The organism is Mobiluncus mulieris ATCC 35243 (assembly GCF_000160615.1).
Lineage (GTDB): Bacteria > Actinomycetota > Actinomycetes > Actinomycetales > Actinomycetaceae > Mobiluncus > Mobiluncus mulieris.
Genome location: NZ_GG668520.1, coordinates 474,773 through 501,566, shown reverse-complemented (window position 1 = coordinate 501,566; position 26,794 = coordinate 474,773). Strand labels below are relative to the sequence as shown.

Here is a 26,794-nt window from a genome sequence, read left to right as displayed (position 1 = left end):
CGGTGCGGTTAGAACGGGGCGGGGTGTCCTGCCAGGGAGGACTTGGAGCGGCGGTTCCTTGTGCCGGGGCGGGTTGTGCCGGGTTTGTAGTATCGGGCGGTGATGTTGGCGAACCTGGCGGCGATGTCTTGCCGGCTGGAGTTGAGGTTGGCGAGTTCCTGGCGTGCTTTCTTGGCTCGTGCCATTCCTATCTTGGTTTCGTCGCGGTCGTAGTTGGAGGTGTAGAGATTGTAGCGTTTCTGCTTCAAGACTTTCCTGGTTGTTCCGTTCAAAGACCAGCCGGGGGTGTCCTTGCTTTTCCTGGAGTTGGAGATTACGCGGGAGGTCGCACCGAAATTGGCGTGGCAGGCGGCAGTGCAAGTCTCGCCTTTCACGCATTTGGGGCAAACCAGCTCTTTCGCTGCCTTGTCCAAGCGGCGGTAGTGCTCGTTGATGAGGGTCGGGTCGTATTGCTGGGAGGCAAGGAATTGTCCCCAGGATTTCGCGGAGTATGAAACGTATTTGCCTGTGTACTTGGTGCGTTTCTCGCGTTCCGTACTGTCTTTCACGGGCTCGCATAAAGATTTTTCGCCCCACCCGTGCCCGTGTGAGTGCTGGTTCAAAGCGATTTCTGTGATTTTTTCGGGCTTCGTCCCTTCAGACTGTTTCACCCTGAGTACTGCGTGGAGATGCAAGGCACCACGTGCTTGCCATTCCCATACTTTGAAAAAATCCAGGGACGGGTATTTTTCTCTCAATGCCCGATAAGTGTTGCCCCAAAGAGAGGCAGCAGACTTGTTCCAGGCGACCTGCCCTGCATAATCGTAGGAATCCGGGTCTAACGGGACTCCTTTGAACCCCAGGTCTTCCGGGGTGTGGGTTTTGCCGCAGCCGCATATTTTCAGTTTGTCGTGGTCTTTAGGGACGTAGTGAACTGCCCCGAACGAGGGTGCAGTGAGCGTCAGGAAATAAAAAACGTAGCCTTCCAATGCCTCTGCGGGAAGATTTTTCCCTGACAGGCAGCCGCTGTAGTTGATGACCAACCAGTCACCCCTGTACAGGTAGGCACAATGAGGGCAGACTGAGACGAGGCGAGAACCGCAATTGTAGTATTTCCCTTTAATGATGCGGGGATTCGAACAGTACTTATTAGCTTTCCTGTACAGTTCTTTCGCTTTGGATGCCTGATTGTTAGACATTCTCCCCACCTTCCCAGAAGTACATGTAGAGGCGGGTTTTCGGGCGGGAAACCGCCACATGCTGCAAATTCCTTTCTTGGAATCCCGTGAGTACGCTGGGGTGTACCAAGCTTCCCATGGCTATGGCGTGCACCGAGTCCCATTCCATGCCTTTAGCGGAGTGAATCGTGGAAAGAATGACCGTCCCTCCCTTGGTCGTGCGGGGTGCGGGGGCGATGAAGTCTGGCTCGTCGTCGGGGTTGTTTTGCCGGTAGAGAATCCCAGCAGCGTCAAGGATTTTTCCTGCCCTGCGTAGTTCAGCATGGGTAGGGGCGAGCACCGCAACGGTTCCCGCCTCCCGGCTGGAACGTATGTTGTCTGCGAAGAGCCTGTCCCAATCCTTATTGCCGGGGTCATAACTGTGACGTTCCACGCTCCCAGCGAGCCTGGGATTCGCGGCAGAAACGGTTAACCCGTCGGTACGGGCACGGTTGACCACCTCTAGAATTTCAGGAGCGGAACGGAAGCAGGTCGTCAGATGGTATTCTTCCCATCCTGGGTCGGTGAACCAGCGGATTCCTGCACCGGAGTAGCCGAAAATCTCCTGGCACGGGTCGCCCACTATGACCAAGCGGGAGCCCCCGGCCAGCAGCCGGATAAGGTGGGCGAGCAGCGGGGTCAGGTCTTGGGCTTCGTCCACGATGACCGTCTGCCAGCGTTGGGATTGTGCCTTGAGGAAGTCCGGGTTGTTTTCCAAGAGCAACACCGCGAGATACACCCACATGTTAAAAGTGGCAAGCCCATTTGCAACCATTTGGCTGTAAAGGGACTCGGTTAATCGTGGGAGTTTCGCCGCTGCCAGGGTGGAAGACGAAGACGCAAATCCTTCCAGGGAGAACTCTCTGGCCAGCAGGAAATCCAAGCCTTTAACGAGGATTTTCCGGTTGCTTGAACTGTTGGGAACACCAGCATCAACCAGGCAGTCGCCAGCCAGTTCGTCAATTGCTTCTTCATGGTTGATTTCAGGGATTTCAATGCCCGGAAACACCCGCAGGATTTCCAACGCCAGGGAATGAACTGTCCGTACTTCTACCAGAGGATTCATGATACGGCTATAAAACTCCCTGGCGGCAGCGACAGTATAGGCAAGCACCAGGCAGCCCTCCGGGTTTCGCCTGGCTAGCTCGGCCATGGTGTGAGTCTTGCCGGTGCCGCCACCAGCAAGAACTCGCACCCGGTCAGCGTTCGATTCGCAAACTGCTTCTTGTTCCTGGGTCACAGTGCAGCTCCTTCTTTTGCCTGTCTGGCCTGTTCGGCGTAGCGTTTCAGGATGTAAGGGGGAACATACGAGAATTTGACGTTCCGGCGGAATCCGTCATGCGTGACCACTACTGCCTGGCCGGGGTTGTCGGCAGGGATTGTGTATGCCAGGGAAAGAGTGTTTTCTGCCGGATACCCAAGGACTGCTTGTTCTGCTTCGCGGGTGGCGACGTGGAAGCAAGCCCTGATACCTATGTTGTCCCTAATGCTGGTGGGTATAGCGTCGGCGGTGGGTTTCTGGGTAGCAAGAATCAAGAAAATACCTGCTGACCTGCCCTTTTTTATCAAGTCAGCGATAATCGCGGTGATTTTCTCCTTGTCTTGCTTGCCTGCACCTTTAACATCGAGAAAAGTCTGCACCTCGTCAATTACCAGGCAAATCAGGGGGCAGTTTCTGCTAAGCCGCTTGTCCCAAAAGTTAGCGACCCCGAATTCTTCATATATGCCAGACTGCCTGCGGTACATCTCGGCCTGTATAGACTCCAGACGCTCAAGAACAGCATCGAAATCGCTACTGTCGCCTATGTAAGACTGTGCCATGTCTTCTGTCCAAGACCAGTCCGCCCCGCCTTTGGCGTCAATAACATGAACCTGTGTATTCGGAGAAGTCAGCAAGGAGCCGACAACGACCTGCATACCAGCGGATTTACCCGCTCCGGGCATTCCCCCGACCAGCATTCCCGACTGGTTACGGAGGAAGAAATACTGCTCGTCGCCGAACCCGTCCACCCCGTACTCGATACAGGAAGTATCAGCACGTAACTCAGGGAATTCCGTTAAAACATGCAGCCTCCTGATGGGTGCTTTCATGTCAGGCTGTTTCAAGAACCGAATCAGCCAGTGACCCGAATCGTCATGTTCCACAACCTCCATGTCCTTGGCACCGAACCAGCCCAAATGGTCGCTTATAAGCTGAAACACTCCGGCACTGTCATTATTAGAAGCCACAGCAGGGCAGTCGAATTCCCACAACCTGCCCATCAGCTTCGTCTTGCAATGCTCCGCGTCGCTCTTAGACACCAGCTCGCACGCGGCAAGAGCCTCCCTGCCCCGGCGTACAGCACGTTTCTGATAGGCACGCCAAACGTCGCCCAACACCGGCACCGCATACCAGAACTGAGGAATAACCAAACCCGCCAGGAACAAGACCCCGGCAGCAATACCTACTACTTTGATGCCAGCCCAACTGAACGCAGGCTCCACAAAAACCCATGCAAGCAGCAACACCGGCAGCCACAAGCAGGTGACCCAGATTTTAGACAAAACCCAGAACGATAACCTATTGATAAACTTTGTCGTATTCATTTTCATCTACTCCTTTTCGTAGAGAAATTGTTAATAATTGGGAGATAGAAACCTCCCAGGGGATTTGAGTTGGTGGGGGGCGACCGGAACAGTTAGCTACAGCCGCCCCCACCGGTGAGGCGGATGCCTACTGTTTAGGAGCCGGGGCTGCTTTAATCTGCTCGAAAATCTTCACGGCAGACGGGCCTGGAATAAGCCGGTCGCAGCCGATGACTTTCACTCGGACAGACCCGTAATCCCCGCCGGACAGCTCAGCCTTCAAAGGCTTGGAACCGGTAAGGATGACGGTGCCGCCGACAACTGCCGGTTCAGAGGCTTCTTCGGGAAGCTCCACCGTGACTTCCGTTGGCTCCTCGCCAATCATGGAGACACCAGAGAACCTAGCTTGCGGACGCCCCAAGGCGTCCAGCAGTCTTTTCTCCGTGCGTACCCCGCCCTCGTACACAAAGGCAGGGCGTGGGCCGCTCATTACGACGAGCGGCGTGTTTGTTTCAAATGGAATCGTAGTCATTGTTCTTTTCCTTACTGCTTAGGGGAACAGCCCTCTTGGCTGCTCCGTTGTTGGTTAATATCGTTCGATTTGCCCCTGGAAAGGAAAGAGCTATTAGACGGGGTGCTGGGGAGCAAGTTCGCTGATGAGGATGCATTCTCCGAAATTTAAAAAAACAATAATGAACGAAAAGCCTACCCAACAGGCGGGCTGCCTTTTGCCCTACGGGCACGGCAGCCCGCCACACCCAAAAGCTTTCCCGCACTCGCTGCCGTTTCTTTACTCGAAGAATGGCACCCCAGGCCAAACAGCCCCCAGAAGCCGCAACCACACCCCCCGCCAGCGGAAACTCGCAGCATTCCCGCAACAGGAACCCCCGTCGCGTGTTCCGCTAGCAGAAAGAGCAGAACAATGCAACCATTCATTAGGGAACAACTCGCCAGCCCGGGGAATACCAGCCCCAGCCACAGCAAGCAGCAGGTAAAAAAGTGTGCAGTTATCCCAGGGAAAGAAGAAACAGCCCTCAATTTCCGCCGCTACCAGCCGAAAAAACCGGGTACCTTGCCAGGCGGAAATCGAGGTCTAAAAGAAAATCCCAAGACCAATACCGCCCCACCAAAATCCAAGACCAGACGCCAACCCGCACCTTCTAGAATGGTCGGGAGACTGGGAACCTTAAATATGCGGGGATATGGATAAACAGCGGCTTAATGGATGGCTTTGCTCAAATAAGCACGAAGATTGTCCGGAGTGACACGTACACCCGAACCGATGCCATCCAGGCGTACAGCTTTCAACCGCCCATCAGCAATAAGCCGGTAAACGCTACGTCGATTCAAACCCAAACGAATCGCAGTTTATTAACCGTGAACACGCAAATGTCCGGATGCATATCAGAGTAAGACACAACACGCCTCCTTTCTTTGTTCGTCAACTCCATGCATTCCTCTCACATGGAACATTTACCTGTTGCCCTTTCGTGTAATAAATGATAAATGCACATTGTGGATAAATAAAGGAGCTTAAAAAGAGAGGCTTCGAAACCAACCGGACTGTACGCAATTAGTTTGAAATTGCACTCATTTTTTCGGCAATGGCGGCGTCGCGGTCTTGGGTAGCGTGCTGGTATATCATGACAGTCTCTGCATTGGCATGACCAGCCCGATGCATAAGCTCTGCCAAGGTTGCCCCGGATTGGCCAGCCAAGGTAAGCCCGGAGTGGCGAAGTCCGTGGAAGGTAAATCTCTGGTCTAAGTCAGGAACTGCTCTCTTGGCCTTAGCGAAATGGCCATTCATAGATTTGTTAGAGTACCACTTGACTAGCGAAGCGGGAGAGTGAACCAACAATGATTCTTTATCCGGGGCAACGTACTTGGCTATGTGCCCCTTTAAATCAGCGACAATTGTTGGCGGAACCGCAATGTCCCGGATACCGGCTTCACTCTTCGGCGGACCAACCGTGTAACCGAAGCCAGCGGCATATTGCACAGCACGGGTAACGCTAATGACCGCTTTTTCTCCCTTGAACCGAACGTCTTTTCGGCGTAGTTCAGTTATCTCTCCGAAACGGAGGGAACACCAGAACGCTAACAGTACAGCAATCCTATATTCGTCCGGCATAGCCTCAGCAAGACGACTAACCTGGTCGCAGGTCGCCACAATGTTGCGGTGATTGTCGGTCGTGGGCTTCTTTGACACAGCACCCTTGACATGAACGGGAGAAGCGTCAATCAGCCCTTCATCAACCGCAGCATTCATCAGGGCAGAAAATACGCGGTAGGTAGATTTCCTCGCACCCAGCTTCTTCCCGTCAAAGCTATTATACCAATCCTTCACCTGCTGGTTAGTTATGAGATTGATGAGCATATCTCCGAAGGTGTCCTCAAGGTGGGCTTTGAAACAGGATTTATACGATTGAATCGTCTTTGGCTTCATACCGCCCTCCTTCTCTCTCCTAGCTAGATAGGTTTCCTTCCATTCCTTGAATGTGGGAACGTCAGCTTTGACCGGGCTCAGTTCTTCCTCAGCTAACTCAGGGTCAATCAATCCCTTAGCAATAGCCACCTGTTGAGCCGCCAGCCAATCACTGGCCAACTGCCGATTGGGAAAGGTCTCATCTGCCAAAACCTTAATGCTGCCTTTACGCCAATATGCCCGGTATCGCCCGGACTTGAGCTTCTCTATAGAACCGAAGCCTTTACGAGACTTTCGCTTCTTCTTTGGTTGCTCATCTTCAACAGCAGCTTCTTCAGACATCAGACCTCCCAGAAATCTTAAATCACCCCAACCCGAGGGCTATATGAGGGCTAACGGAATGGAATTCCATGGAAATCATCATACTGTGTGGAAAATATGAAAATCACACAATCGCTGAAATACCGGGCTAAAAACACTGAAACCCTTGGCTTCCCAAGGGTTTCAGATTCAGCTAGCGGAGGATGGGGGATTCGAACCCCCGAGGGCTTGCACCCAACACGCTTTCCAAGCGTGCGCCATAGGCCACTAGGCGAATCCTCCAGGTATGAAACTAAGCCACCACAGGCAGCAGGTTCTATCTTAGCGGAACAATGCCACTGGGGGCAATTCCCCGGATTCCCGTCCACCGGGCATACCTGAAACCAGATTAAGCCGCTTTCCGGGAAACCTGGCGCAGCGCCCGGGCTGGCACCTCATGAATCCCCAAACAAAAACAAGCCCGCCCCCCGCCGCAACCGGACGCACCAAACCTACGCCACCGACAGCAGCGACAGCACCCCGCGCGGTGCCAACAAAGCCTGGGACATCACGGCGTGGGAACTTTGGGTCAGAATCCGGCCACGCATATATTCCGCCGATTCCGTGGTGAAATCCGTGTCTTGAATCCGCCCCCGGGCGGCAGCCAGGTTCTCTACGGTCACATTCAAAGTGTTAATCGTGTTTTCAAAGCGGCTCATGACCGCGCCCAGCGTTGCCCGCGCGGTGGAAATCACCTCTATCTGGCCGTCAATATTCACAATCGCGCCCTGGAAGGCTTCGTGGCTGGCATCCTGGGGGATTTCACCCAGCTGGGCGTGGGCAATGTCGACCACATCCACGAAAGTCACCGCGATAGTGTCCAAATCCGTCCCGTTGGCACCAATCTGGAATCGCAGCGCATCGGCGGGCTCAACGTATTTATCGCCCAGAATCTTGCGCCCCAAGACCTCGGTGGCTTCGCCGATGCGGCCAATCTCGACGCGAATCGAGTCCATCTCGGTGACAATGTTACCGCGTTGATCCTGATTGGAATCGCTAGCTCCTTGAACCGCCAGGACGCGCATGCGTTGCAACATATTGTGAACGGTGCCCAGCACTCCCTCGGCGGTTTGCACCAGGGAAATTCCGTCTTGGGCGTTGCGCACGGCCTGTTTGCTGCCCAGCAGCTGGGAACGCATGTTTTCGGCCAAGGCCAGGCCGGCCGCATCGTCGCCGGGGTTATTGATGCGCTCGCCGCTGGTCAGTTTCAACAGGGAGTCATTGAGAATCTTGTGGGCGTTGGCCATGTTGCGATACGCCTGGAGTGCCATCACGTTGGTGTTCAAGGAAGAGGTGATTCCGCCCCGGGGTGCTCCCCCGGCTCCGCCCGCCCCGGGGAATACGCCAAAAGTGTTGGCCAGGGCGTTGCCCAGAAAATTATTAGCCGGATTCCCCCGCCAGCCGCCGGTCGCGCCCGCACCTAATGAAGCCCGGGGCGAAAAACCGACCGACCGTCCGACCGGGATGTCGCCGGTATCACCGAACGCGGGGTCGACGTTAAAACCCAAGTCAGCGTCTGGGTACGGAAAATCGCCTTCGCCAGAGGTTCTCGCGTGCCCGCCTCGCCGCAGGCCGGTGCCACCGGTTCGGATGCTGCCCGCCGCACCCGAACTGTCCGAGCCCCCGGAACGGTAAGTCGTCGCGATTCCGGCTCCCGCCCCGTCGGTGAAGTCCTCGCCCAGGGATTCCATCACATAGGCCAGGTGGCGAGGCATTCCGGCGGTGTCCACTTCGCCCGACGCAGCGGGTGGATTGGCTGGGGTGCCGGCGTTGGTTGCGCCGGTTACGTTGGCACCACGGGTGCCACGGGTGCCGGATGCGCCGGATGCGCTGGCTGCGCTGGCACCGGCGTTGGGGTTGGGGTTTTGTTCATGAGGTGCCAGGGAATCAGCCTCGGCATTAGGGGCGGGAATCGGGTAGGTAGAGCCGGGCGCTGCGGGAGAATTGCTTCCCGCAGCATATTTTCCGTCCACTGATAAAGTGGCCATAGGCCTACCATCCTTGATAGTTCTAAGAATCCAATCCTTGAATCCAGCGAATCCGGTCTAGACCGGGCAACCAGTTAAATAGTCGCAGCAACCGCCTTTTTTATTGTAAGGCCTATGAAGCAGTAAAAAAAGCATTTCGCAAGAAATGTTTAATTGTCCTGACAGTTACCGGGGGTGGGCGGCTAGTCTACCAGCAGTTTTCGTGTCAGAATCAGGTTTAGCACGGCTTGCGAGCTGGTGGTGGCGTGGGGCGATTTTTGGATGGCCACGGCGCAGTTCTTCGCTCCGGCGAGAGGTTCATCCAGGTTCGGATAGTTCCGCATGGCCTCGTCTAGCTGACCTTCAAGAGAGTCCGTCACCCTGCCGATTTGCTCGATTTGGGTGGAAACCTGGTTCAAGGCCATGGACACCAGGGTGATGGCGTGTTGCAAGGCGCCTGCGCTGTCCTGGGGGCTCGCCAAGCTGATACCTTTGATACCGTCGCCCCCGTGAGCCAAAAATTCGGCCAGGTTATACAGTTTTGCCCCACCAATCGCCGCTTTGATAACTTTGCCTCCTGGCAGCGATACCGGGAATTCAGTGCCATCCAAGAGGTTCTTGCCTTCATATTTCGCGTCCAACAGGGATTCTTGCAGCCGCTTCAGACCGGCTTCCAAATCTGACTGAGTGGCGGTGTTGTGGCCGGTGACGATTTTCCCGATTCGTCCCAAGTGTTCAATCAGTTCATACAGGACGTGCCCGGCTTTTTGCAAGGCACCCAGGGAATTCTGGGCTTCCGCGAGACAGCGGCGGGCTTCTTGAATCTGGTTTTGCTCTAAACGGGATTGAATCAGTAATACATCAGCCTGGCGGCATCGGGGGAAAGTCCGCAGCAAGTCCAGGCGCCGCGCCGTCCGCGCTTTCGCTGCTTCCCGCGCTAACAGTCGCGATGAAGCCGCACTGGATCGGATGCCCATTTGCTTTCCCCCCTTTCTTTCCTGAAAGCTGTGAATTTTGGGTTTACCCAGGCCAGCTAGCTTTCGGCTCAATCCTGTCACCCTTTCACGGTTCAAATCTGTTCGTTCAATGATAGCATCCTGAATGATTCCTGGGAGTGGTTTAATGGGGATTATGGCTAAAAAGATTGCTGATGACCAGGGATACGCCGCGCTTTGTGCATACATTTCAGCGATAGCGGCGGGGACGCTTGCGGGGAATAGTCCGCACGACGCGAACGAAGCGGGTACTTCGGGCGCCGTGCCCCGGAATACGGTGGCGATGGCGGTGCGGTGGACGCTCCAGGTGCTGGCCGAGCGGGCTCCCGGGCATGCGGTCGAGGTTCGGGTGCCGCCTTTCGGGGCGGTTCAGGTTATGGCTGGCACCGCGCATCGGCGGGGCACTCCCCCGGCGGTGGTTGAGATGTCGCCCTCGACTTGGCTCGCTTTGGCGGTGGGTCGCCTTTGTTGGGCGGATGCATTAGGTGCCAACCAAATCAGCGCTTCGGGGGAACGGGCGGACTTGTCCGAATTATTACCCTTGAATCAAGATTATGGACACATAAGCCAATTAACACAATAGCACGAAACGCATGACCTCAGGTCACAGGCTTATCTTGACGTCAAGATATCTGCTTTTCGCCCTTATATGCCCATCGCTTAAAGCTACGACAACAACCGCAACGCCGACGAAGCGGCCGTGTTAGCTTGGGCACGATACGCCACGCGGGCGGAATTAAGAATACTGTCCTTGGCCTGTGCCGCAAGATGCGCGGCAGTCTCGGGTTTACCTTGAACCTCAGGACTCATCAGGGGGGAACTGTGGGTCATGGCTTCCACGGCGGATTCAGCCGCCTGGGTCAAACCGGTGCGAACCTGCGAGACGGCACTGCGGGCAATATCAATCCCTTTGCCAATGGCCTCGCCCTGTATCGGGTTCAAGTGCGCCCCGTGAGCCGCCAGGAACCCTGCAAATCCCTTCAACCCCAGGCCTTCGGTGGTGAAGCCTTTACCATTGGGCAGGGTCGCGTCAATCGTTACTTTGGTTTCGCCCGCTACCGAAAAGGTAGCGCGGAACTTCCCGTCCAGGGTTTGGTGTCCAGCAAAGGATTCCTCGGTGGCGATTTTATCCAAGAAATCGGCGAGTTTCCCGAATTGTCCCGCTAGTTCCCGCCGGTGCGAGGCACTCAGACTGCCGGGGTTGTTCAAGGTAGAGACGATTTGTCCCATTCCGCCCAGCACCAGTTCGGTTTTACTCAGGGAATCGTTGACCGCATTGGCGGTGGTAACCGCCGCCTGAGCAGTTTGCGCATGAAGGTTCGCGCGCGAAACCTCGGCTCGGGTAGAGGAAGTAGGGGAAACCGAAACCTCGTCGCCGGCTCCGTCTATCTTGATGGGGCGACCGGTGCTGGCCACGGTGCGCCCGACGAGCGGCGCAACTCCCTTGGACGAGCTAAGCGCCCCGGCCTGGGCGGAAGCGGGTTTTTGGTAGGTGGTGGGCTTGAAGTTGGGGCGCGTCGCAACGGCATTAGACCAGGGATTGGCCAGGGTATTCGACTGGTAGAGTCCCAAGCCGTTTAGCTGCATAATCTGCGCTCCTTAATGCTAACCGCCCTCGGGCATCTGTCACATCAGACACATGCCCGCTCACACTAGGCTATTCTACGATGCCACTCCTCATAATAATAGAAACAAAACGCACTTGTCTTGACATTTAAGGGGAATTTCGGCTAGCACCTCATGAACCCGCACGTCCGAGCCGTCAAACAGCTTAGGCGCGTCGAATCCGTTGTCACGGTACTCTCAGCGGCGCACTTACTTGCACCGCAGCCGCAGCCGCAGCCGGCTCGGACAGCAAAAACGCCGGGGCATCAAACCCTGCCGAGGCGAAAGTCCCCGCCACCTCTTGTACCACCGGCTCAACCGCTTCCTGTTTGACCAAGGCAATCGCGCAACCACCGAAGCCGCCGCCCGTCATGCGCGCCCCATACGCCCCGGCCTGACGCGCCGCTTCGACCGCCGTGTCCAACTCGGCACAGGTTACCTGGTAGTCATAGCGTAAGGATTCATGAGACGCATTCATCAAATCACCCAGCACTTCGGGGTTCCATGCCCCCCGCAATTCCGCCACAAAATCCCGGGTGCGTTGGATTTCAGTCAACACGTGCCTGGTGCACCGATGCACCTCGGCGGCAGTGGGGGAATCACCCAACGCGGTGTGCAGACGCGAGAGGATTTCCGCAAACTTTGCGGGGCTGCCAACAGCCGAAGCCCTCGGGATGCCACCCGGCGAGTCGAGCCCGGTGGACATGGCTGGCGACGATGCTTTCACCCCTGAATCCGCTAGCAAATCCCCCAAAAATTCGACCCCCAAGGCGGCGGCCGCCACCTCGCAACTGTGGCGGCGTTTCGCGTATTGACCGTCAGCCAAGTCATGATGCGCCTTGGTGTCAATCACCAGCAGTTCCAAACCCCGCGCGGCCAAATCAAACTCGACCGGTTCGGCATCAAGCGTGCGGCAATCTAGCAAAATGACATGCCCCGGGGAACATAACAGCGCCGCTGCCTGATCTAGACCCCCAGTGGGTGCCCCCACATAGAAATTTTCGGCGCGTCGCCCCGCGTCAAGCAAAACATGACGTCCCGCAACCGTGTCGGACAGCCCTAAAGTCAACAGGTCATCAACCCCCACCGCCACGGCGCATTCCAATGCCGCCGAGGAAGACAAGCCCGCCCCCAACGGCACACAGGAATCAATCGCCACGTCAAAACCCGGGAATTCCCCCACGCGATTCAGGACGTCCTCTAGCCCCAGAACCGTTCCCCCGACGTACGCCCCCGGTCCGGTGAACACCCGCGAACCGTCGTCTCGGCTGGCATCGGTCAGGGATTGCGATAATTCATCCAAATCCAGGTCTATCGGCTGGCTCATCTGGGCAGACACCACGCGCATCCGCCGGTCAGAACGCGGACGCATCGCGGCGTAGGTCGCGTGCGGCAAGGCTAAAGGCAGCGCCACCCCACCGTTATAGTCCGTGTGCTCCCCGATTACGTTCACCCGCCCCGGCGCACGGTAAGTTCCAGCGGGTTTATCCGCAAAGGCCAGGTGGAACAGTTTCGCGGCGCGGGTAGCCCCTTCATGAGGTGCATACGGCACAGCGAACTGCGGGTCAAGGACAGTGTTCATACCTATTTCCAATCGATTGGACCGTTAAGACCGCGAAAAGCCCCGAGTTTCACGCATTCTTGGGCGGCTTCGCGGGTACGGGCGGCAATCAATTCCGGCGTGGTATCCGAAATCCAAGCTCCCATGCCAGATTCCGAGCCGGCCAAGTATTTCAGCTTCCCCGGTGCCCGCTGGAACGAGAAGAATTCGTTGTGCAATCCCAACAACTGGCGTCCATCCGCCTCTAAGATGGGAGCCTGGTGCCAGGCGGAAATATAGTTAACCGCAAGATATTCCCCCGCAGCATCACGGTGGAAGTGATTGGCTACAATCAGCATCCGCAGGTAAATATCAGCCAAGGCCGCGCGCTGGTGTTCATCCAGTTCCGGGAAATCCGCCACGATTTGCTTTGGTACCAAGTGGAATTCTATCGGCCAGCGGGCGGCGACGGGCACATACCACACCCAGTATTCATTTTCGGCAATCATACGGGTAGCGGCGTTGATTTCGGCCTCGCGTACCGACTTAATCAGATTCACCCGCCGGTTTCCGGTTCTTTCCACCAAGGCTTTAGCTTGACGCAGCATCGCCTCGGTTTTCGGGGTCAAATAAGGATAGGCATAGATTTGTCCGTGGGGATGGGATAGGGTCACCCCAATGTCTTGGCCATGGTTTTCAAAAACAAAAACTTGTTTGATTTGCGGCAGCTCCGACAGCGCAGCGGTGCGATCCGCCCAGGCTTCGATAACGGTACGCATCCGTCCCGGTCCCATTTCCACCAGATTCGTGTGCAAGTCTGAGCCAAAGCACACCACTTCACAGCGCCCGTTGGCGGGGGCTTCCAGGAAAAGCGGTTCGTCATCTACTTGGTGTGGGCTTGGCACAACCGCTGCGGTTTCAGGGGTTTCCATCAGGGATGGGAAACGATTTTCGAACACCACTACGTCATAGTCTGTATCGGGAATCTCTCCGTCTTGGTACTTTGCCCCCGGACGGGCTGGTCCCAGTGGGTTGGCATCGGCTGGTGGTAAGAAGGTGCGGTTCATCCGATGGGATGCCATCGGAATCCAGTCGCCAGTCAGCGGATCGCGGCGCATCACCGGTCCGGTGACAGGATGGCCGTCGACAGGTTCGAAACGGTCCGGCAGGGGGCGCGGATCATCGAGTCGACGTGTTTTCTGGCCGGTCACATACGGTTCAGAATCATCGAAATAAAACAGGTCACGGCCATCGGCGAGTTTCATTGCAGTCTTACGCACAATAATATTAATCCCTCCATCCACCTGAGGTAGCCTGGGTATATCCTAGCTTTTCCGCCCGCTTTTTCGCACTGTTTTCCCATGTTAGGTAAGAATTACCCTATACCACACCAGCCCCGCGCGGCTGTGACCTGCGATAATACCGGTCTTATGTCCACTTTTCGCGGGCTGTGAAACTTTACCGAACACTAAGTGTATGGACACATAAGGTCAATAAAACTTGATATGTCACTTACTTAAGAGCCCCCTGACCTGGGATTTCACCCACGGCGAGCCGGTCGGAATTGGCTTAGGTGTCCATACTCCCGGCACGGCACTAGACTAAGTCCATGAACTTCAACAACATTTACACCCATGGTATCGCGCGCGTCGGTGCCGCTACCTTCGAAGTCACTCTGGGCGACCCCCAGGTCAATGCTGGCAAAATAATCGAGCTGGCGCGTGCCGCTGCCACCGCCCACGTCGCGGTGCTGGTGTTTCCGCGCGACTGCCTGGCGGGAGCCACCGTGGGAGACTGGGGAGGCAACACTTCGGTCACCACAGCTACAGGCGCGGCTTTACGCCAGATTGCCCAAGAAACCAAGGATTTAGGGCTGTTACTGGTGCTCGGCGCGCGGCTGGCCGGCCAGTCGCGCGCCCTGTTCATCACCGACGGGACGGTGCACGATGCCGCAGAATCACCCCTTGGTTTCACCGCCTCTAATCTGGCGGGACTACGGGTATTGCCGCTGGTGGGCGAGGATTTGTTGGGGTCTTATGCGGCGCTAGCGACTCGGGTATCGACATCCGGTTTTGGCTCGGTTCTGGCCGATAAACCAGCGTCTAGTGAATCTGACATGGCGGCCGGGACACCACTTCCGACTGCCCCCACGCTGTTGGTACAGCTAGCAGCTCCAGTGCGCACGGTTGGTGCCTTGCGTCGGCTGCACCGCGCGGCGCGTGAACTCTCGCGTTCGACCGGAACAGCGGTGGTGGTAGCGGCGGGTTCACGAGGCGAATCCTCTACCGATAGCACTCCCCTAGCGGCGGGCTTTGTCTCTTGTAACGGTTCAGTGCTAGCCGCCGAAGAACATCTGGGAACGGCCGGTCTGACCTTGGCTGATGTGGTGCTGCCAGAACTCTTGGCAACTCGTGGCGACACGGCCTGGGATTATCCCTTTGGGGGTAACAGCGAGAATTTCCGGGTTGACGTGGATTTGGATGCCAAGATTCCCCTGTTAGAGCCACCCGCCCAACGGCCCTTGGTTCCGGGTTCGGCCAGGCGGTATCGCGCAGAGTTGCGCGAGGCTTTCGAGGTTCAAGTCGCGGGTCTCATGAGGCGCTTGTCGGCCGTGCGGGATGCAAATATAGTTCTGGGTTTGTCCGGGGGTCTCGATTCCACCCTGGCTTTGCTGGTGGCCGTAGCCGCCAAGGCCGGGCGTTTCGAATCCCAAACCGGGCGCGAGGCCGGGGAGAGCCCCGTGGCCGGGCTGGCACCTCATGAAAACGAAACAATCCCCGCCAAGACGAGCCCCACCCCCGTCACCAGCGCGAGCCCGGCGAACCTGAAATTGGCAACAAACGGCAACGCCGCAGACCAGACAGCCAACACCCCGGACGACTGGCGGCGGGCAATCCTGGCTTTTACCATGCCGGGCTTCGCCACCTCTGCCGGCACCAAAAATGCGGCGCTGCGCCTGGCCGAAGCGCTGGGCGTGGACTGCGAAACCATCGATATTCGCGCCACCGCCACCGAAATGCTGCGCACTATGGGGCATCCGGCCGGGTCGGGCAAGCCGGTCTATGACGTGACTTTCGAAAACATCCAGGCCGGGTTGCGAGCCGACTACCTGTTCCGCCTGGCGAACCAGCGCGGCGGATTCGTGCTGGGCACCGGCGATTTGTCCGAGGCGGCGCTGGGCTGGTGCACCTACGGGGTGGGCGACCACATGAGCCACTACGGGGTCAACGGCGGGGTGCCAAAATCCATGATGCCCGACCTGATTCGCGTCGCGGCGCGAGTGCTCTGCGAGCGGGGGCTGGTGGGCGACGAAGCTCGGCTTCATGAGGTGCTAGCCGAGATTATCAGCGCCGATATCACCCCCGAGCTGATTCCGGATCACGCGGACGCGGGCGGGGTGGAACAACACCAAACCACCGAAGGCGCGATTGGACCCTACCTGCTGCATGACTTTTTCCTGTACCACACCCTGCGGGGCGCCAATCCACGCCTGGTGGCTTTCCTGGCGGTGGCGGCCTTTACCCGGCAGGCGGCGGGCGGTGACGCGGCGGGAGCCCCACCCGCCTCACCGACCGGTGGTTCCGCTAGCCCAACGGATGAAAACCACCCGGTAAACTCCGAAGTGAACCGCTATTTCAGCCGCGAGGAAATCCTGGAGTGGCTGCGAGTATTCTATCGGCGTTTCTTGACTCAGCAGTTCAAACGCACCGCAATGGTGGCCGGCCCGGTTATCTGGGAGGGCATGTCTTTGTCACCTAGAACCGGCTTCCATTTCCCCGCCGACCTGTCCCCCGAAACCGCGCTGGCCGAACTTGGCGACCTGTAGCGCGTGAACGCCTCTTAGCCATCCGTCAAAACCCTGTACAGACCAATGGTGTGAGCAAAGCGCGGGTGGCGCCACGCGCCACCCCGGACGAGCACCTTCGCTAGCGAGGTGGTTCGCGAGCGCACTCGCGAACCACCGAAGCGGCACAAGCACCTCGTGAAGCCGAGGGGCACAGCTAGCGCTGGTTACGGCGACCGCGCAGATAGACCACCAGCAGGGCGATGAGCAAAACGACCAGGGCGACGAACAGCCAGTTCGGCACGCCGGAAAGCAGGCGCGTCGCGCCGATTTCCAGGGCGACTTGCTGTTCGACACTCAGAACCGAGATTGACAGGGCACCACCGCCGAAGAAAATCATGATGACACCCAGGAACACCAAGACGATACCGGAGATGACCGAGCCGCGGGTGGTGGGGCGACCGAAAACCGTGATGGGGCGTGGGCGGACGAGGTTTTTGGGGATGCGATCCCAGAAGAAAGCCAGAATCGCGACGGGGGTGTACATGCCGGCGGCGAAGCACAGCATGATGAAGAATCCGACGATGGGGCTGCCGCCGCTGACGACATAGACGGAAATTGCGCCGGTGATGTGCCCGGCACAGCCGGTGGAGGCCAGGCCATAGGCCAGACCGAGCAGGAATACCGCTAGGGGCGAGGTCTTGTCGCGAGGGGCGTGCTGGCGGGCGGCGCGCGCGGCGCGGCGTTTTTCAGGTTCCAGGGCGTAGGCGATTTCTTGCCAGGAGGGAGCGGGGAGAGCCAAGGCCTGCCACAGGCCAAAGATTATAACCGCGATGCCGCACCACAGGGTGATGGTGGCGCGACTGGCGGCGAGTTGCGCGCCGATTGCACCCAAGGCTACACCCAGCGGCAGCAACCCGGCCAGGAGCCCCACGAAGAAAACGAGGATTCGTGACAGCAAGGTACGGCGTGACGCGAAAGCGTAAGCGAAGAACGAGGGAATCAGCAGGGCCGAACACGGCGAGAATAGCGTTAGAACGCCGCCGGCATAGGCTACCGCTAGTGGTAGCGCATCCATTTTATTCCTCCTGTAAAGTGGATATTCCAGAACATGAATAGCATAGCACCGGGCACCAGCGCGCTGGTCGCGAGGTTGGCGCGAGCCGTAATATCTAGCTTAGGACATCCTAAGGAATCGCGGGATTCAATGCGTGGCCAAGTATTTTTGGTACTTGATAGTGTTCGCGAAATATTCCGTGGGGTAGGCTCCGGAGATAACCGAGTCGCCGACAATGAAGAACGGCGTGCCATTGATGCCGAGTCGGCGAGCCGAGCGACTTTCGTCTTGCATTTGTTTTTCGGTTTCGTCACTGGTCAAATCGGTTTTGAATTTCTCGATATCGGGCACGCCAGCTGCTTTAGCCATTTCAGTCACAGATTCTTTGGTGTACTCGGCATGATTGCCTTCCCCGGCCGCCCCATAGGCAGCATGGACAAATTCCCAAAGCTTGCCTTGCTTCCCGGCCGCGATAGCCCCGTGGGCGGCGATGTCCGAACGGTATTGTTCAGCAAAAATCACCAGGTTCACCCACTGCAGTTTCACGTCCCCGGCGGCCGCGAGTTCCTCGAGGGCAGGCAAAGTTTGCTGTTCCCAGCGGGTACACATGGGACAAGAGAAGTCGCTCATCACCGTCAAGGTGACGGGTGCCGAGTCCTTACCGAGGGTACGGGTGGGGGCGTCCAGATCCTTTTGGGTTTGTTTCAAGGCTTTCCGGCCGTTTTCCTCGCTGAGGGGAAGGGCGAAGTCCTGGCCGGGAGCCAGTCCGGTTTCCGCGACAAAAGCGGCGAGTTGTTTGGAACCCCCGGTTTTTGCGTCGCTGCTGGTAGCTCCGGTTTTCCCCGCGCCGGCGTGATCCGCGCCGTTGCCGACGCTAGCGCGTCCCAGGAAGAACGCTATAACCAGCAACACCAGCACTATCAGTGTGGCCAGGGCGCGCATGGTGGCAACATTGGCCGCCGAGCGGGTGGCAGTGCCGGTTACGTCGGGAGTAAAGCTCGCGTCGGTTCCGTTCGCGGCGCCCATTTCATGAGGTGCCATTTCATCGCGGGAGTTATTCTTCTTTTTCGCCATTAATCCTCCAGGAGTCTCTTACCTGAAACACTATAGCTGAGTTGCTAAATCTACGCGGAATTAAGGCTCGCCCCTCATGAACCCGAAATGGCAACCTAGGCAACCCGAAACCAAGCCTAGCCAGCATTGATACAATGGCAGAAACTCCCTAAACAACTTAGGAAGGCGAAACATGCTCGAGAAGAACTGGCACAAAGACGCGGCGCTGCTCTACGTGATAGTGAACGAAGAAATGGCCTCAAAGGTCATCACCCAGGCCAAACGCCACGGCATTCGCGGCGCCACCGTGATGCTGGGGCGCGGCACCATCAAGAACAAATGGCTGAACCTAATCGGAGTCGTGGATTCCCGCAAGGAAATCGTGATTATGGGGACGGACACGAAAACCGCCCGGGAAGTGATGACACACCTGAGCGCGCATTTCCACTTCGAGAAACCCAACCGGGGTATCGCCTTCGCCACCGCCATGCAGGGCATGGTCGGCACCGAAGCCGGCAAAAACTGGCCGGAAGCCACCGCGCGACCCCCCGCCGACTGGCAGCTGGTTACCACGATTGTGGAACGCGGCCTCGCCGAGGAAGTCCTCGCCGCCGCAGGACAGGCCGGTTCTCGGGGCGGCACCGTAATCCCCGGGCGCGGCTCGGGCGTAAACCAGACCCAGCAGGTGCTCGGCATGGAAATAGAACCCGAAAAGGACATTGTGTTGATGCTGGTGCCCGCCAAGATTGCCCCGGCGGTAGAGGAAGCGATTGACCAGCGCCTGGATTTGGAAAAACCGAATCACGGGATTCTGTTTACCCAAGATATCATCGCCGTGACCGGCCTGTATCAACCGAGTCAGCCCACCACCCCAGGAAGCGCCTCATGAACGCGCTAAGTGCGAAACTGAAAGAAACAACCCTCTCGGTCGTCCCCATCGCGGTGGTCGTCCTGTTGTTGCACCTGACTTTAGTGCCACTACCGGGCATGATGCTGCCGCGTTTCGCCCTGGGCGCGGTCACCGTGATTCTGGGGCTGTCGCTGTTTTTACTGGGGGTCGACGTGGGCATCGCCCCGCTGGGGCGGGTGATTGCCAAGCAAGTCGTGAAATCGGGGCGTTTCACCGTGGTAATGGGGGTGACGTTCGTGTTGGGATTCCTGTTGACCATGGCGGAACCCGATATTTTGATTTACGCCGCCCAGGTCAACAACTTGACCGGCGGGGTGGTCAGTTCCCTGCTGTTGATGGTGGTGGTGTCCCTGGGTCTAGCGGTGATGCTGTGCCTGGGGATGGTGCGGATTTTGCGGATGTGGCGGCTGAAAACCGTGCTGGTTTTGGCCTACGGGCTGGTGGTGGTTTTAGCGCTGGTAGCCCCGGCAGAATATTTGGCGATAGCCTTTGATGCCTCCGGGGCGACCACCGGGCCGTTGACCGTGCCGGTAGTATTGGCGCTAGCCGCCGGGGTCGCCGCCATGAAACGCGATGCTCGCGGCGGCCAAGGCGCCGCCTTCGGGCTGGTAGCGATTGCCTGCGTGGGGGCGATTGTCGCCCTCCAGTTGACAGCTATTGTCTTACCTCTGGGGGATTTGCCCGCCAGCGTCCCCGCCGTTCGCCCCGATACGACCCGGATTATCGAACCGCTCTTGGCGCATCTGCCGCATGAGGCGCAAGCCGTGTTCCTGGCTTTAATCCCCCTGGTGGCCTTGTTCCTGATAGGGGACGTGGCCTCGTTTCGTCTGCCGCGCGCCACACGGGCACGGATTCTAAGTGGCATCGTCATGACCTTCCTGGGATTGACGCTGTTTTTGACCGGGGCGAACGGCGGATTCATGGATGTGGGTCGCCTGGTCGGCTCGCAACTGGCCAAGCACGGGCACCCGGCCGTGCTGCTGGGGGTGGCTTTCGCCCTGGGGTTCCTGGCGGTGCTGGCCGAACCCGCCGTACACGTGTTGACCGAGCAAGTCCAAGACGTGACCTCGGGTTCGGTGCGGCGCACTACAGTGATGGGCGCGATGGCGTTGGGCGTGGGGCTGGCCGTGATGCTCTCGACCCTGCGCCTGGTGGTGGCCGGCCTGGAATTGTGGCACCTGCTGACGGCGGGCTACATTTTGGCTCTGGGGCTGACATTTCTTAGCTCCGAGCTGTTCGGGGGACTCGCCTTTGACGGGGGCGGGGTCGCCCCCGGACCCATGGTCACCACTTTTGTACTGGCTTTCGCTCAGGGTGGGGCCACCGGCAGCCCCGGGGCGGATCCGGTGGTGGATGGGCTGGGACTGATTTCCATGGTGGCATTAATGCCCCCAGTCGCGATTCAACTGCTGGGGATTTTGTTCTCGGCGCGAGCGCGGATCCGAACAAACCTGCGCAAACCCCGGGAAGCGCCTCATGAAAGCGACGCACCCGGTAAACCCGACAGCCAAGGCAACCCCGACGACCAGGATAACCAAAACAAACCCGACCCCTCCACCCCGGAAGGAAAATAACTCATGCACCAAGTAATCCTGACAATAGTGGAAAAAGGCCGCGCCGAAGCGGTAATCGACGCGGCCGTGAAAGCCGGGTCGCACGGCGGCAGCATCATCAACGCGCGCGGCTCGGGGGTGCATGAAACCGCGAGCCTGTTCGGGTTCAGCGTCGAGCCGGAAAAGGAACTGGTGCTGATTTTGGCCGAAGATACCCGCGTACGCGACATTGTCGCCCAGATTTCAACGGATTTGCGCCTCGACGAACCGGGCAACGGCATTGTTTTCGTCCAGGATTTAGCGCGAGTGCGTGGACTATACCAAGCAAACGGGTAGGCTTAAGTCGTGAGCACAAACCAGGAAACACAGCGCGTATTCATCGGGAAACTGGGCGGCACCACCGTGTTCGACCCCATCGGCGACCCGGTGGGCAAAGTCTATGACGTGGTGGTCTTGCTGCATCGACGCACTCCCCTGGCAATCGGCCTGGTGGTGGAAGTCACCCGGACACACCGGGTGTTTGTGCCGATAACCCGGGTCACCTCGATGAAACCCGACGCAGTAATCACCACCGGGCTGGTGAACCTGCGGCGTTTCCAGGCGCGCCCCCTAGAGACCTGTGTTATCAGCGAGCTTTTAGACCGCGAAGTCAATTTTGCGGATGGTTCGGGGCGGGGACAAGTGATGGATATTGCCATCGAACAGCAACGCGACGGCACCTGGCTGGTGACCCGAGTACACGTCGCCCGCCTGGTGCGCGGGGCTTTCCGCGACCGGCTGGGCGAAAGCCTGACCGTTGATTTGGCGGCGATTCAAGGCCTGGGAGTGCGCGGCACAGACCAGGCCGCCGACACTTTGCTGGCCAACCTGGGGGAAATGAAACCCCCGGATATGGCCGAAGCCCTGCACGATTTGCCGGAAACCCGCATGGTGGAAGTCGCCGCCCAGTTGCCCGACGGGCGCCTGGCCGACGTACTCGAAGAACTGGAGGAACACGACCAGGTCAAGATTGTTTCTTCCCTGGAACCGGAACGTGTCGCGGATGTTCTAGACGTGATGCAACCCGACGATGCGGCCGACCTGGTGGCTGAGTTGCCCCGGAAACTGGCCGCTGACCTGTTGGAGCTAATGGAACCAGAGGAAGCCAAGGACGTGCGCCGCCTGCTGGCCTATGACGAAGAAACCGCCGGCGGTTTGATGACCACCGAGCCAGTGGTGCTGGCTCCTGATGACTCCGTGGCCACCATGCTGGCTCACGTGCAACGCCGCGACATTCCCCCCGCCCTGGCCGCAATGGCCATGATATGCCGCCCACCCCTAGAGACCCCCACTGGGAAATTCATCGGGGTAGTGCACCTGCAACGCGCCCTGCGCGAACCACCCAACACCCAGTTGGGAAACATTATCGACACCGACCTGGAAGGTGTCACCCCAGACAAGACGGTGGACTATTTGACCCGAACCTTGGCGACCTATAACTTGACGGTGCTGCCGGTGGTGGGTCCCAACACCGGGTCACTGCTGGGCGCGGTTTCCGTCGATGACGTGCTAGATCACTTGCTGCCCGAGGACTGGCGTTGGGATGATCGCGCGGCGGTCGAAGCCGCTGCCGTCGCGGAAGCCGAGGCCGCAGCGGAGGCCGATGGGGCAAACGGCGAAGATGTGGCGGCACTGTTGGCCTCGGATGACGCAGAAGGTGCGAACGCCAGCCCCAGCGGCGAAACGGGAGGAGGACAATGACAAAATCACTGGAAACCCCCAGCGAAGGGCGACGTGGCTGGTTCGGGAGGCGGCAACGCACCCGCAGCCGTACCCAACTGGGTGCCCAAGACCGCTCACTGTTCACGCGCTTCGCCGAAGCCACCGCGCGGTTCATGGGCACCTCGAAGTTTATCCTGTGGATGACCGTGTTCGTAGTGGTATGGATTGTGGCCAACCTGGCGTTGAGCACCTGGATGGGCACGCATAACCCTTGGGATCCGTATCCGTTTATTTTGCTGAATCTGGCGTTTTCCACCCAGGCGTCCTATGCCGCGCCGCTGATTATGTTCGCCCAAAACCGCCAGGACGACCGCGACCGGGTTATCGCCGAACAAGACCGCCAGCAGGCCGCCCGCACCCTGGCTGATACCGAGTATTTGACCCGCGAAATTGCGGCTTTGCGCCTGGCGGTTTCCGAGTTAGCGACCCGGGATTTTGTGCGCTCCGAGTTGCGGGATTTGCTGGCCGACCTGGAGTCGCGCGAAGTAATTCCGCCGGCTAACGATTCTGGCACGGACGTTTAGCTGCGCCGCGCGGCTATCTGGTACAGGGCGATGTTACGTTTGTGCCAAATTCACGAGGTGCTTGCCCGAATTTCGGGTTGTAAACCCGAAATTTCCCCCTGGTATCAGTGCGTGTTTAGCTACGCCGGTATCAGGTAGGCTTTCAGTGCATCTTGAATGACTTCAAAGTCGCCCTTGCCCTGTTCGCGAGCTTTTGCCTGCAAGCGTTCGTACAAAAACGCCGGCAGGAAATCAACCAGACCCGGCCCAAAGGAGCCTTTCGCGTGTTGCAACCGCGCTTCACTCCAGCCGACCTCGAAATCATCGGCTAGCTGCTGTAACTGTGCTTCACTCAAACTCATAGCAAATACCCCCTGACAGGCATCGGTACCTGTTGCAAATACTTCTTTCGGGCTTTCATCGCGTGAATAATCAACCAGTCTTCGCTGTCAAATACGCCGCCGACTTCCAAAGCCCGAGCTTTGGAATCGTATCCGAGCCTGATGACTTTGGGCGGTTCTTGAACCTCGACAATCTGCCAAACATAATTATCCCAGGCGCACAAAATATCAGCATCGGTAAAACCGTGCTTATACGCGCTCGGAATAATCTTTGACATACCAAGATTTTAGCAAGGTTTTGGCTCGGTATCGGCAGTTAGCGCCGCACGGCTATCTGGTACAGGGCGATGCCGGTGGCGACCGCCGCGTTCAGTGATTCCATGCGCGGGGCAATCGGAATCGAGACAATCTGGTCGCAAGTGTCTCGCACCAGGCGGGAAATCCCCCGCCCTTCCGACCCGGTCACGACCACCAGCGGCACGTCGGTCAGCTGCAGGTCGGGCAGCGCCACGTCCCCGCCCCCGTCCAGGCCAATAACAAAGGCCCCAGCGCGTTTGAGGTCTTGCAGCGCCCGGGTCAGGTTTGTGGCCTGAGCCACCGGCACAATCGCGGCCGCCCCGGCGCTGACCTTCCAGGCGGCGGCGTTCACCGAGGCCGCGCGGTGTTCGGGAATGATTACGCCGTCGGCTCCAAAGGCTGCGGCCGAGCGCAGCACGGCGCCGAGGTTGTGCGGGTCGGTGACCTGGTCGAGGGCGACCAACAGCGGCGGGTGGGTGGGGGGCTTGGTCGCCACGGTTTCATGAGGCGCCAGGTCAGATTTTGGCGTTTCGCCCAGAACCCCGGATGGCACCTCATGAACGGCGGGCGAAACAACGGCGCAACCAGCTGAGGCGGCGCAACCAGCGGCCTCGGCACGCGCCACCGCCAAATCCCACAGTTCCATCACGTCTAAGTACTGGTAGGCGCAGAGCTCAGCGGCGATACCCTGGTGGACTCCACCCTCCGTGAGGCGATCCAGGTCCGCAGCCGAACATTCCCGCAGGGGCACCCCGCTGGCCGAAGCACGTTCCACCACCTTGGCCAGTTTGGGGTCTTTCATAATGGTCGAAGCCACAAACAAGCGCTTGAACGGCACCCCGGCCACAGCGGCCTCAGACACGGGATTGCGGCCGAATATCAGTTCTGCCCCGGCACGAGTATGCGGGCGATAGTGGTCTTTGGCGGCGGCTCGACTGCGCTGGGCATTAGTATGCGTGGCTTTCTTTTCGGCCGCAATCCGATCGCGGTAGGCCTGGTGGTAGGTGCGATTGGAGGCTTTCGGGGTGGGGCCTTTGCCTGCCAGTCGTTTGCGGCCGTGACCGCCGGTGCCTTTTTTCTTCATTCTGGCATTTTACCTGTTCTGACAACTCGTAGCTACACTTGCGGGCGCGACCGCCTGCGAGACGCCCAGTCGCTGCGTGGGTGCAACTCATGGTATGCGTCGCCCCGATAGGCACCGGTAAAACCCTCGATGCTAGACTGGTCTTATGAAACTCTACGATTCCGCCACTCACGCGGTGCGTGAATTTAAGCCCCTAAACACGGGGAAGGTCGGGCTGTATCTGTGTGGGCCGACTGTCCAGGGCGCCCCCCACCTGGGACACCTTAGGGCGGCCTTGGATTTTGACGTGCTGGTGCGCTGGCTGCGCCGCAGTGGCCTCGAGGTCACTTATGTGCGCAACGTGACGGATATCGACGATAAAATCCTGAAGAAATCCCGCGAACTGGGTCTGCCGTGGTGGGCGCTGGCCGCGCATTTCGAACGCGAGTTTGACTGGGCCTACCGGGCGCTCAACACGGTGCCCCCCGACGTAACCCCACATGCCACCGGGCATATTCCCCAGCAAATTGCCCTGGTGCAGCGCCTGCTCGACCGGGGTCACGCCTATGCCGACACGGCGGGAAACGTGTACTTCGCGGTGAAAAGTCTGCCGGATTACGGCTCGCTTACCAACCAGCGCGTGGCTGACCTGGCCACCACCGAGGATGCCGCGCAAATCGATGCCGCAACTGAATCGGGCAAACGTGACCCCCGCGATTTTGCCTTGTGGAAGGCCGCGAAACCAGAGGAACCCGCCGATGCCGCCTGGGATGCCCCCTGGGGTCGGGGCCGGCCGGGTTGGCATCTGGAGTGCTCCGCCATGAGCCAAGCCTATCTGGGGGATACCTTTGACATTCACGGGGGCGGGCTGGATTTGCGTTTCCCCCACCACGAGAATGAACAAGCCCAGTCTCACGGCGCCGGCTGGGGCTTCGCTAGGCTGTGGATGCACAATGCCTGGCTGACCCTGAAGGGCGAAAAAATGTCGAAGTCGGTGGGCAATGTGGTTGGGGTGCGCCGCCTGCTGGGAAAGTGGCCCGCGCCGGTGGTGCGTCTGGCGGTAATCGCCACGCATTACCGCACTAATCTGGAGTTTTCCGAGGACACCCTGGTGCAAGCCGCCGGTTTGTGGGACAAGTTCGCGGGTTTTGTTTCGGCCGTCCAGTCAGCCGCTGGTTGCGCGGGGATGTCGAATTCACGAGGTGCCATCCCGGATAACGCCGTAAATTCGAGCAAGCCCCTCATGAATCCGGGGGAACCCGACCCGGTCCCCCCCGCCTCCGCGCCGCTCACAGACAAGTATGGCGATGAAAACCCGGATTTGGCGCGGCAAAGCGAACTCGCGGACGTGACGCTACCCGAAGATTTCGTGGCCGCCCTAGACGATGATTTGAATGTGCCCGGCGCGCTGCCCGCGCTGCACCGTGCCGTGAAAACCGGGCACAGTGCCTTGGCCAGTGGCGATATCGCCGCTGCGGCGGCGCAAGCCCTGCAGTTGCGAGCCATGTTGGATGTGCTCGGCCTCGACCCGGCCGATTCGGCTTGGGGTGCTTCCGACAGTGGCGCCAGCGCTGGAGCCGGGTCGAAAAACCGCAAAGACCCCAGCGCCGACTGTTTGAAATCCCTGGTAGCAGCGCTGTTGGAACAGCGCGGTGCGGCTAAACAGTCCCGGGATTGGGCGCGGGCTGATGCCCTGCGCGACCTGTTGGAAGCCAGTGGCCTGCAAATCACCGACACCCCCACCGGGGCTACGTATCGCGTTAAATCTATTGCGGACACATAAGCCTTTTGCTAAGGTAATTGGTTGGGCGGAATCCCA

24 protein-coding genes and 1 tRNA gene are annotated in these 26,794 nt (G+C 58.6%); 8 read left to right on the top strand and 17 right to left on the bottom strand.

The window, feature by feature from the left end:
- Positions 1 to 8: 8 nt before the first annotated feature.
- From HMPREF0577_RS11920 to HMPREF0577_RS10070, 9 genes are all read right to left on the bottom strand, one after another.
- A complete protein-coding gene (locus HMPREF0577_RS11920; protein WP_004013789.1) occupies positions 9 to 1,178 on the bottom strand; it encodes a replication initiator in 1,170 nt (389 codons plus the stop codon).
- Entirely contained in the window at positions 1,171 to 2,436 is a 1,266-nt protein-coding gene (locus HMPREF0577_RS10100; RefSeq protein ID WP_004013788.1) for a DEAD/DEAH box helicase, read from the bottom strand. Before HMPREF0577_RS10100 ends, HMPREF0577_RS11920 begins: the two co-directional genes overlap by 8 nt.
- Positions 2,433 to 3,782 (bottom strand): FtsK/SpoIIIE domain-containing protein, encoded by a 1,350-nt coding sequence (locus HMPREF0577_RS10095; RefSeq protein ID WP_112664856.1) that lies wholly within the window; start codon positions 3,780 to 3,782, stop codon positions 2,433 to 2,435. Before HMPREF0577_RS10095 ends, HMPREF0577_RS10100 begins: the two co-directional genes overlap by 4 nt.
- A gap of 127 nt (positions 3,783 to 3,909) precedes the next feature.
- On the bottom strand, positions 3,910 to 4,293 hold the full coding sequence (locus tag HMPREF0577_RS10090) for a hypothetical protein (protein ID WP_004013786.1): 384 nt from the start codon (positions 4,291 to 4,293) through the stop codon (positions 3,910 to 3,912).
- Positions 4,294 to 4,979: 686 nt separating this feature from the next.
- Positions 4,980 to 5,117: a helix-turn-helix domain-containing protein gene (locus tag HMPREF0577_RS12095; protein WP_004013785.1), complete on the bottom strand. Its 138-nt coding sequence runs from the start codon at positions 5,115 to 5,117 to the stop codon at positions 4,980 to 4,982.
- 217 nt (positions 5,118 to 5,334) lie between these two features.
- Positions 5,335 to 6,528 carry a tyrosine-type recombinase/integrase gene (locus HMPREF0577_RS10085; RefSeq protein WP_004013784.1) on the bottom strand — a complete coding sequence of 398 codons (1,194 nt, stop codon included), beginning with the start codon at positions 6,526 to 6,528 and terminating at the stop codon, positions 5,335 to 5,337.
- A gap of 176 nt (positions 6,529 to 6,704) precedes the next feature.
- Positions 6,705 to 6,789, bottom strand: a tRNA-Ser gene (locus HMPREF0577_RS10080).
- Positions 6,790 to 6,998: 209 nt separating this feature from the next.
- Complete coding sequence (locus HMPREF0577_RS10075; RefSeq protein WP_004013782.1) at positions 6,999 to 8,534, bottom strand: flagellin; 1,536 nt, start codon at positions 8,532 to 8,534, stop codon at positions 6,999 to 7,001.
- Between the two features lie 182 nt (positions 8,535 to 8,716).
- Positions 8,717 to 9,490 (bottom strand): hypothetical protein, encoded by a 774-nt coding sequence (locus tag HMPREF0577_RS10070; RefSeq protein ID WP_248613787.1) that lies wholly within the window; start codon positions 9,488 to 9,490, stop codon positions 8,717 to 8,719.
- A 145-nt stretch (positions 9,491 to 9,635) separates the two neighbouring features.
- Here HMPREF0577_RS10070 and HMPREF0577_RS10065 point away from each other — a divergent pair, with 145 nt between their 5' ends.
- Positions 9,636 to 10,091 (top strand): sterol carrier family protein, encoded by a 456-nt coding sequence (locus HMPREF0577_RS10065; RefSeq protein ID WP_004014173.1) that lies wholly within the window; start codon positions 9,636 to 9,638, stop codon positions 10,089 to 10,091.
- Between the two features lie 83 nt (positions 10,092 to 10,174).
- Here HMPREF0577_RS10065 and HMPREF0577_RS10060 read toward each other — a convergent pair whose 3' ends face one another.
- The 3 genes from HMPREF0577_RS10060 to galT form a co-directional block, all read right to left on the bottom strand.
- Positions 10,175 to 11,095, bottom strand: a complete 921-nt coding sequence (locus HMPREF0577_RS10060; protein WP_004013779.1) for a flagellin family protein — start codon at positions 11,093 to 11,095, stop codon at positions 10,175 to 10,177.
- Between the two features lie 205 nt (positions 11,096 to 11,300).
- Positions 11,301 to 12,695, bottom strand: a complete 1,395-nt coding sequence (gene galK / locus HMPREF0577_RS10055; RefSeq protein ID WP_004013778.1) for a galactokinase — start codon at positions 12,693 to 12,695, stop codon at positions 11,301 to 11,303.
- Positions 12,696 to 12,697: 2 nt separating this feature from the next.
- Entirely contained in the window at positions 12,698 to 13,957 is a 1,260-nt protein-coding gene (gene galT / locus HMPREF0577_RS10050) for a galactose-1-phosphate uridylyltransferase (protein ID WP_004018331.1), read from the bottom strand.
- Between the two features lie 305 nt (positions 13,958 to 14,262).
- Between galT and HMPREF0577_RS10045 the strand changes: the two genes are divergently transcribed.
- On the top strand, positions 14,263 to 16,479 hold the full coding sequence (locus tag HMPREF0577_RS10045) for a hypothetical protein (protein WP_004013776.1): 2,217 nt from the start codon (positions 14,263 to 14,265) through the stop codon (positions 16,477 to 16,479).
- Positions 16,480 to 16,654: 175 nt separating this feature from the next.
- On the opposite strand, the gene HMPREF0577_RS10040 is transcribed toward HMPREF0577_RS10045, so the two are convergent.
- Positions 16,655 to 17,515, bottom strand: coding sequence for a cytochrome c biogenesis CcdA family protein (locus HMPREF0577_RS10040; RefSeq protein ID WP_004013775.1), 861 nt, complete (start codon positions 17,513 to 17,515; stop codon positions 16,655 to 16,657).
- A gap of 126 nt (positions 17,516 to 17,641) precedes the next feature.
- Positions 17,642 to 18,568: a DsbA family protein gene (locus HMPREF0577_RS10035; protein WP_004013774.1), complete on the bottom strand. Its 927-nt coding sequence runs from the start codon at positions 18,566 to 18,568 to the stop codon at positions 17,642 to 17,644.
- Between the two features lie 172 nt (positions 18,569 to 18,740).
- Here HMPREF0577_RS10035 and HMPREF0577_RS10030 point away from each other — a divergent pair, with 172 nt between their 5' ends.
- The 5 genes from HMPREF0577_RS10030 to HMPREF0577_RS10010 are packed head-to-tail and all read left to right on the top strand — an operon-like array spanning position 18,741 to position 23,295.
- Entirely contained in the window at positions 18,741 to 19,436 is a 696-nt protein-coding gene (locus HMPREF0577_RS10030; protein ID WP_004013773.1) for a hypothetical protein, read from the top strand.
- Positions 19,433 to 21,031: a DUF1538 domain-containing protein gene (locus tag HMPREF0577_RS10025; protein ID WP_004013772.1), complete on the top strand. Its 1,599-nt coding sequence runs from the start codon at positions 19,433 to 19,435 to the stop codon at positions 21,029 to 21,031. Before HMPREF0577_RS10030 ends, HMPREF0577_RS10025 begins: the two co-directional genes overlap by 4 nt.
- 3 nt (positions 21,032 to 21,034) lie before the next feature.
- A complete protein-coding gene (locus tag HMPREF0577_RS10020; RefSeq protein WP_004013771.1) occupies positions 21,035 to 21,346 on the top strand; it encodes a P-II family nitrogen regulator in 312 nt (103 codons plus the stop codon).
- 9 nt (positions 21,347 to 21,355) lie between these two features.
- A complete protein-coding gene (locus HMPREF0577_RS10015; protein WP_004013770.1) occupies positions 21,356 to 22,750 on the top strand; it encodes a magnesium transporter MgtE N-terminal domain-containing protein in 1,395 nt (464 codons plus the stop codon).
- Positions 22,747 to 23,295, top strand: coding sequence for a DUF1003 domain-containing protein (locus HMPREF0577_RS10010; protein ID WP_004013769.1), 549 nt, complete (start codon positions 22,747 to 22,749; stop codon positions 23,293 to 23,295). Before HMPREF0577_RS10015 ends, HMPREF0577_RS10010 begins: the two co-directional genes overlap by 4 nt.
- A gap of 119 nt (positions 23,296 to 23,414) precedes the next feature.
- Here the strand turns inward: HMPREF0577_RS10010 and HMPREF0577_RS10005 are convergent, their stop codons facing one another.
- The 3 genes from HMPREF0577_RS10005 to rlmB are packed head-to-tail and all read right to left on the bottom strand — an operon-like array spanning position 23,415 to position 24,996.
- A complete protein-coding gene (locus HMPREF0577_RS10005) occupies positions 23,415 to 23,636 on the bottom strand; it encodes a hypothetical protein (RefSeq protein WP_004013768.1) in 222 nt (73 codons plus the stop codon).
- Entirely contained in the window at positions 23,633 to 23,893 is a 261-nt protein-coding gene (locus HMPREF0577_RS10000) for a hypothetical protein (RefSeq protein ID WP_004013767.1), read from the bottom strand. The genes HMPREF0577_RS10005 and HMPREF0577_RS10000 overlap by 4 nt, the downstream gene beginning before the upstream one ends.
- 38 nt (positions 23,894 to 23,931) lie before the next feature.
- Positions 23,932 to 24,996: a 23S rRNA (guanosine(2251)-2'-O)-methyltransferase RlmB gene (rlmB, locus tag HMPREF0577_RS09995; protein WP_004013766.1), complete on the bottom strand. Its 1,065-nt coding sequence runs from the start codon at positions 24,994 to 24,996 to the stop codon at positions 23,932 to 23,934.
- 145 nt (positions 24,997 to 25,141) lie between these two features.
- Between rlmB and cysS the strand changes: the two genes are divergently transcribed.
- The gene (gene cysS, locus HMPREF0577_RS09990) at positions 25,142 to 26,758 is read left to right on the top strand and encodes a cysteine--tRNA ligase (protein ID WP_004013765.1); all 1,617 of its coding nucleotides are present in this window, start codon (positions 25,142 to 25,144) and stop codon (positions 26,756 to 26,758) included.
- The last annotated feature ends 36 nt before the right edge of the window (positions 26,759 to 26,794 follow it).

Coding starts and splice junctions, on each gene's coding strand:
- HMPREF0577_RS10070 (WP_248613787.1), bottom strand. CDS start 9,490: ATGGGCATCCGATCCAGTGCGGCTTCATCGCGACTGTTAGCGCGGGAA.
- HMPREF0577_RS10040 (WP_004013775.1), bottom strand. CDS start 17,515: ATGGATGCGCTACCACTAGCGGTAGCCTATGCCGGCGGCGTTCTAACG.
- HMPREF0577_RS10025 (WP_004013772.1), top strand. CDS start 19,433: ATGAACGCGCTAAGTGCGAAACTGAAAGAAACAACCCTCTCGGTCGTC.
- HMPREF0577_RS10095 (WP_112664856.1), bottom strand. CDS start 3,782: ATGAATACGACAAAGTTTATCAATAGGTTATCGTTCTGGGTTTTGTCT.
- rlmB (WP_004013766.1), bottom strand. CDS start 24,996: ATGAAGAAAAAAGGCACCGGCGGTCACGGCCGCAAACGACTGGCAGGC.
- HMPREF0577_RS10000 (WP_004013767.1), bottom strand. CDS start 23,893: ATGTCAAAGATTATTCCGAGCGCGTATAAGCACGGTTTTACCGATGCT.
- HMPREF0577_RS10020 (WP_004013771.1), top strand. CDS start 21,035: ATGCACCAAGTAATCCTGACAATAGTGGAAAAAGGCCGCGCCGAAGCG.
- HMPREF0577_RS10045 (WP_004013776.1), top strand. CDS start 14,263: ATGAACTTCAACAACATTTACACCCATGGTATCGCGCGCGTCGGTGCC.
- HMPREF0577_RS10030 (WP_004013773.1), top strand. CDS start 18,741: ATGCTCGAGAAGAACTGGCACAAAGACGCGGCGCTGCTCTACGTGATA.
- cysS (WP_004013765.1), top strand. CDS start 25,142: ATGAAACTCTACGATTCCGCCACTCACGCGGTGCGTGAATTTAAGCCC.
- HMPREF0577_RS11920 (WP_004013789.1), bottom strand. CDS start 1,178: ATGTCTAACAATCAGGCATCCAAAGCGAAAGAACTGTACAGGAAAGCT.
- HMPREF0577_RS10065 (WP_004014173.1), top strand. CDS start 9,636: ATGGGGATTATGGCTAAAAAGATTGCTGATGACCAGGGATACGCCGCG.
- galK (WP_004013778.1), bottom strand. CDS start 12,695: ATGAACACTGTCCTTGACCCGCAGTTCGCTGTGCCGTATGCACCTCAT.
- HMPREF0577_RS10010 (WP_004013769.1), top strand. CDS start 22,747: ATGACAAAATCACTGGAAACCCCCAGCGAAGGGCGACGTGGCTGGTTC.
- HMPREF0577_RS10090 (WP_004013786.1), bottom strand. CDS start 4,293: ATGACTACGATTCCATTTGAAACAAACACGCCGCTCGTCGTAATGAGC.
- HMPREF0577_RS10035 (WP_004013774.1), bottom strand. CDS start 18,568: ATGGCGAAAAAGAAGAATAACTCCCGCGATGAAATGGCACCTCATGAA.
- HMPREF0577_RS10005 (WP_004013768.1), bottom strand. CDS start 23,636: ATGAGTTTGAGTGAAGCACAGTTACAGCAGCTAGCCGATGATTTCGAG.
- HMPREF0577_RS10075 (WP_004013782.1), bottom strand. CDS start 8,534: ATGGCCACTTTATCAGTGGACGGAAAATATGCTGCGGGAAGCAATTCT.
- HMPREF0577_RS10085 (WP_004013784.1), bottom strand. CDS start 6,528: ATGTCTGAAGAAGCTGCTGTTGAAGATGAGCAACCAAAGAAGAAGCGA.
- HMPREF0577_RS10060 (WP_004013779.1), bottom strand. CDS start 11,095: ATGCAGCTAAACGGCTTGGGACTCTACCAGTCGAATACCCTGGCCAAT.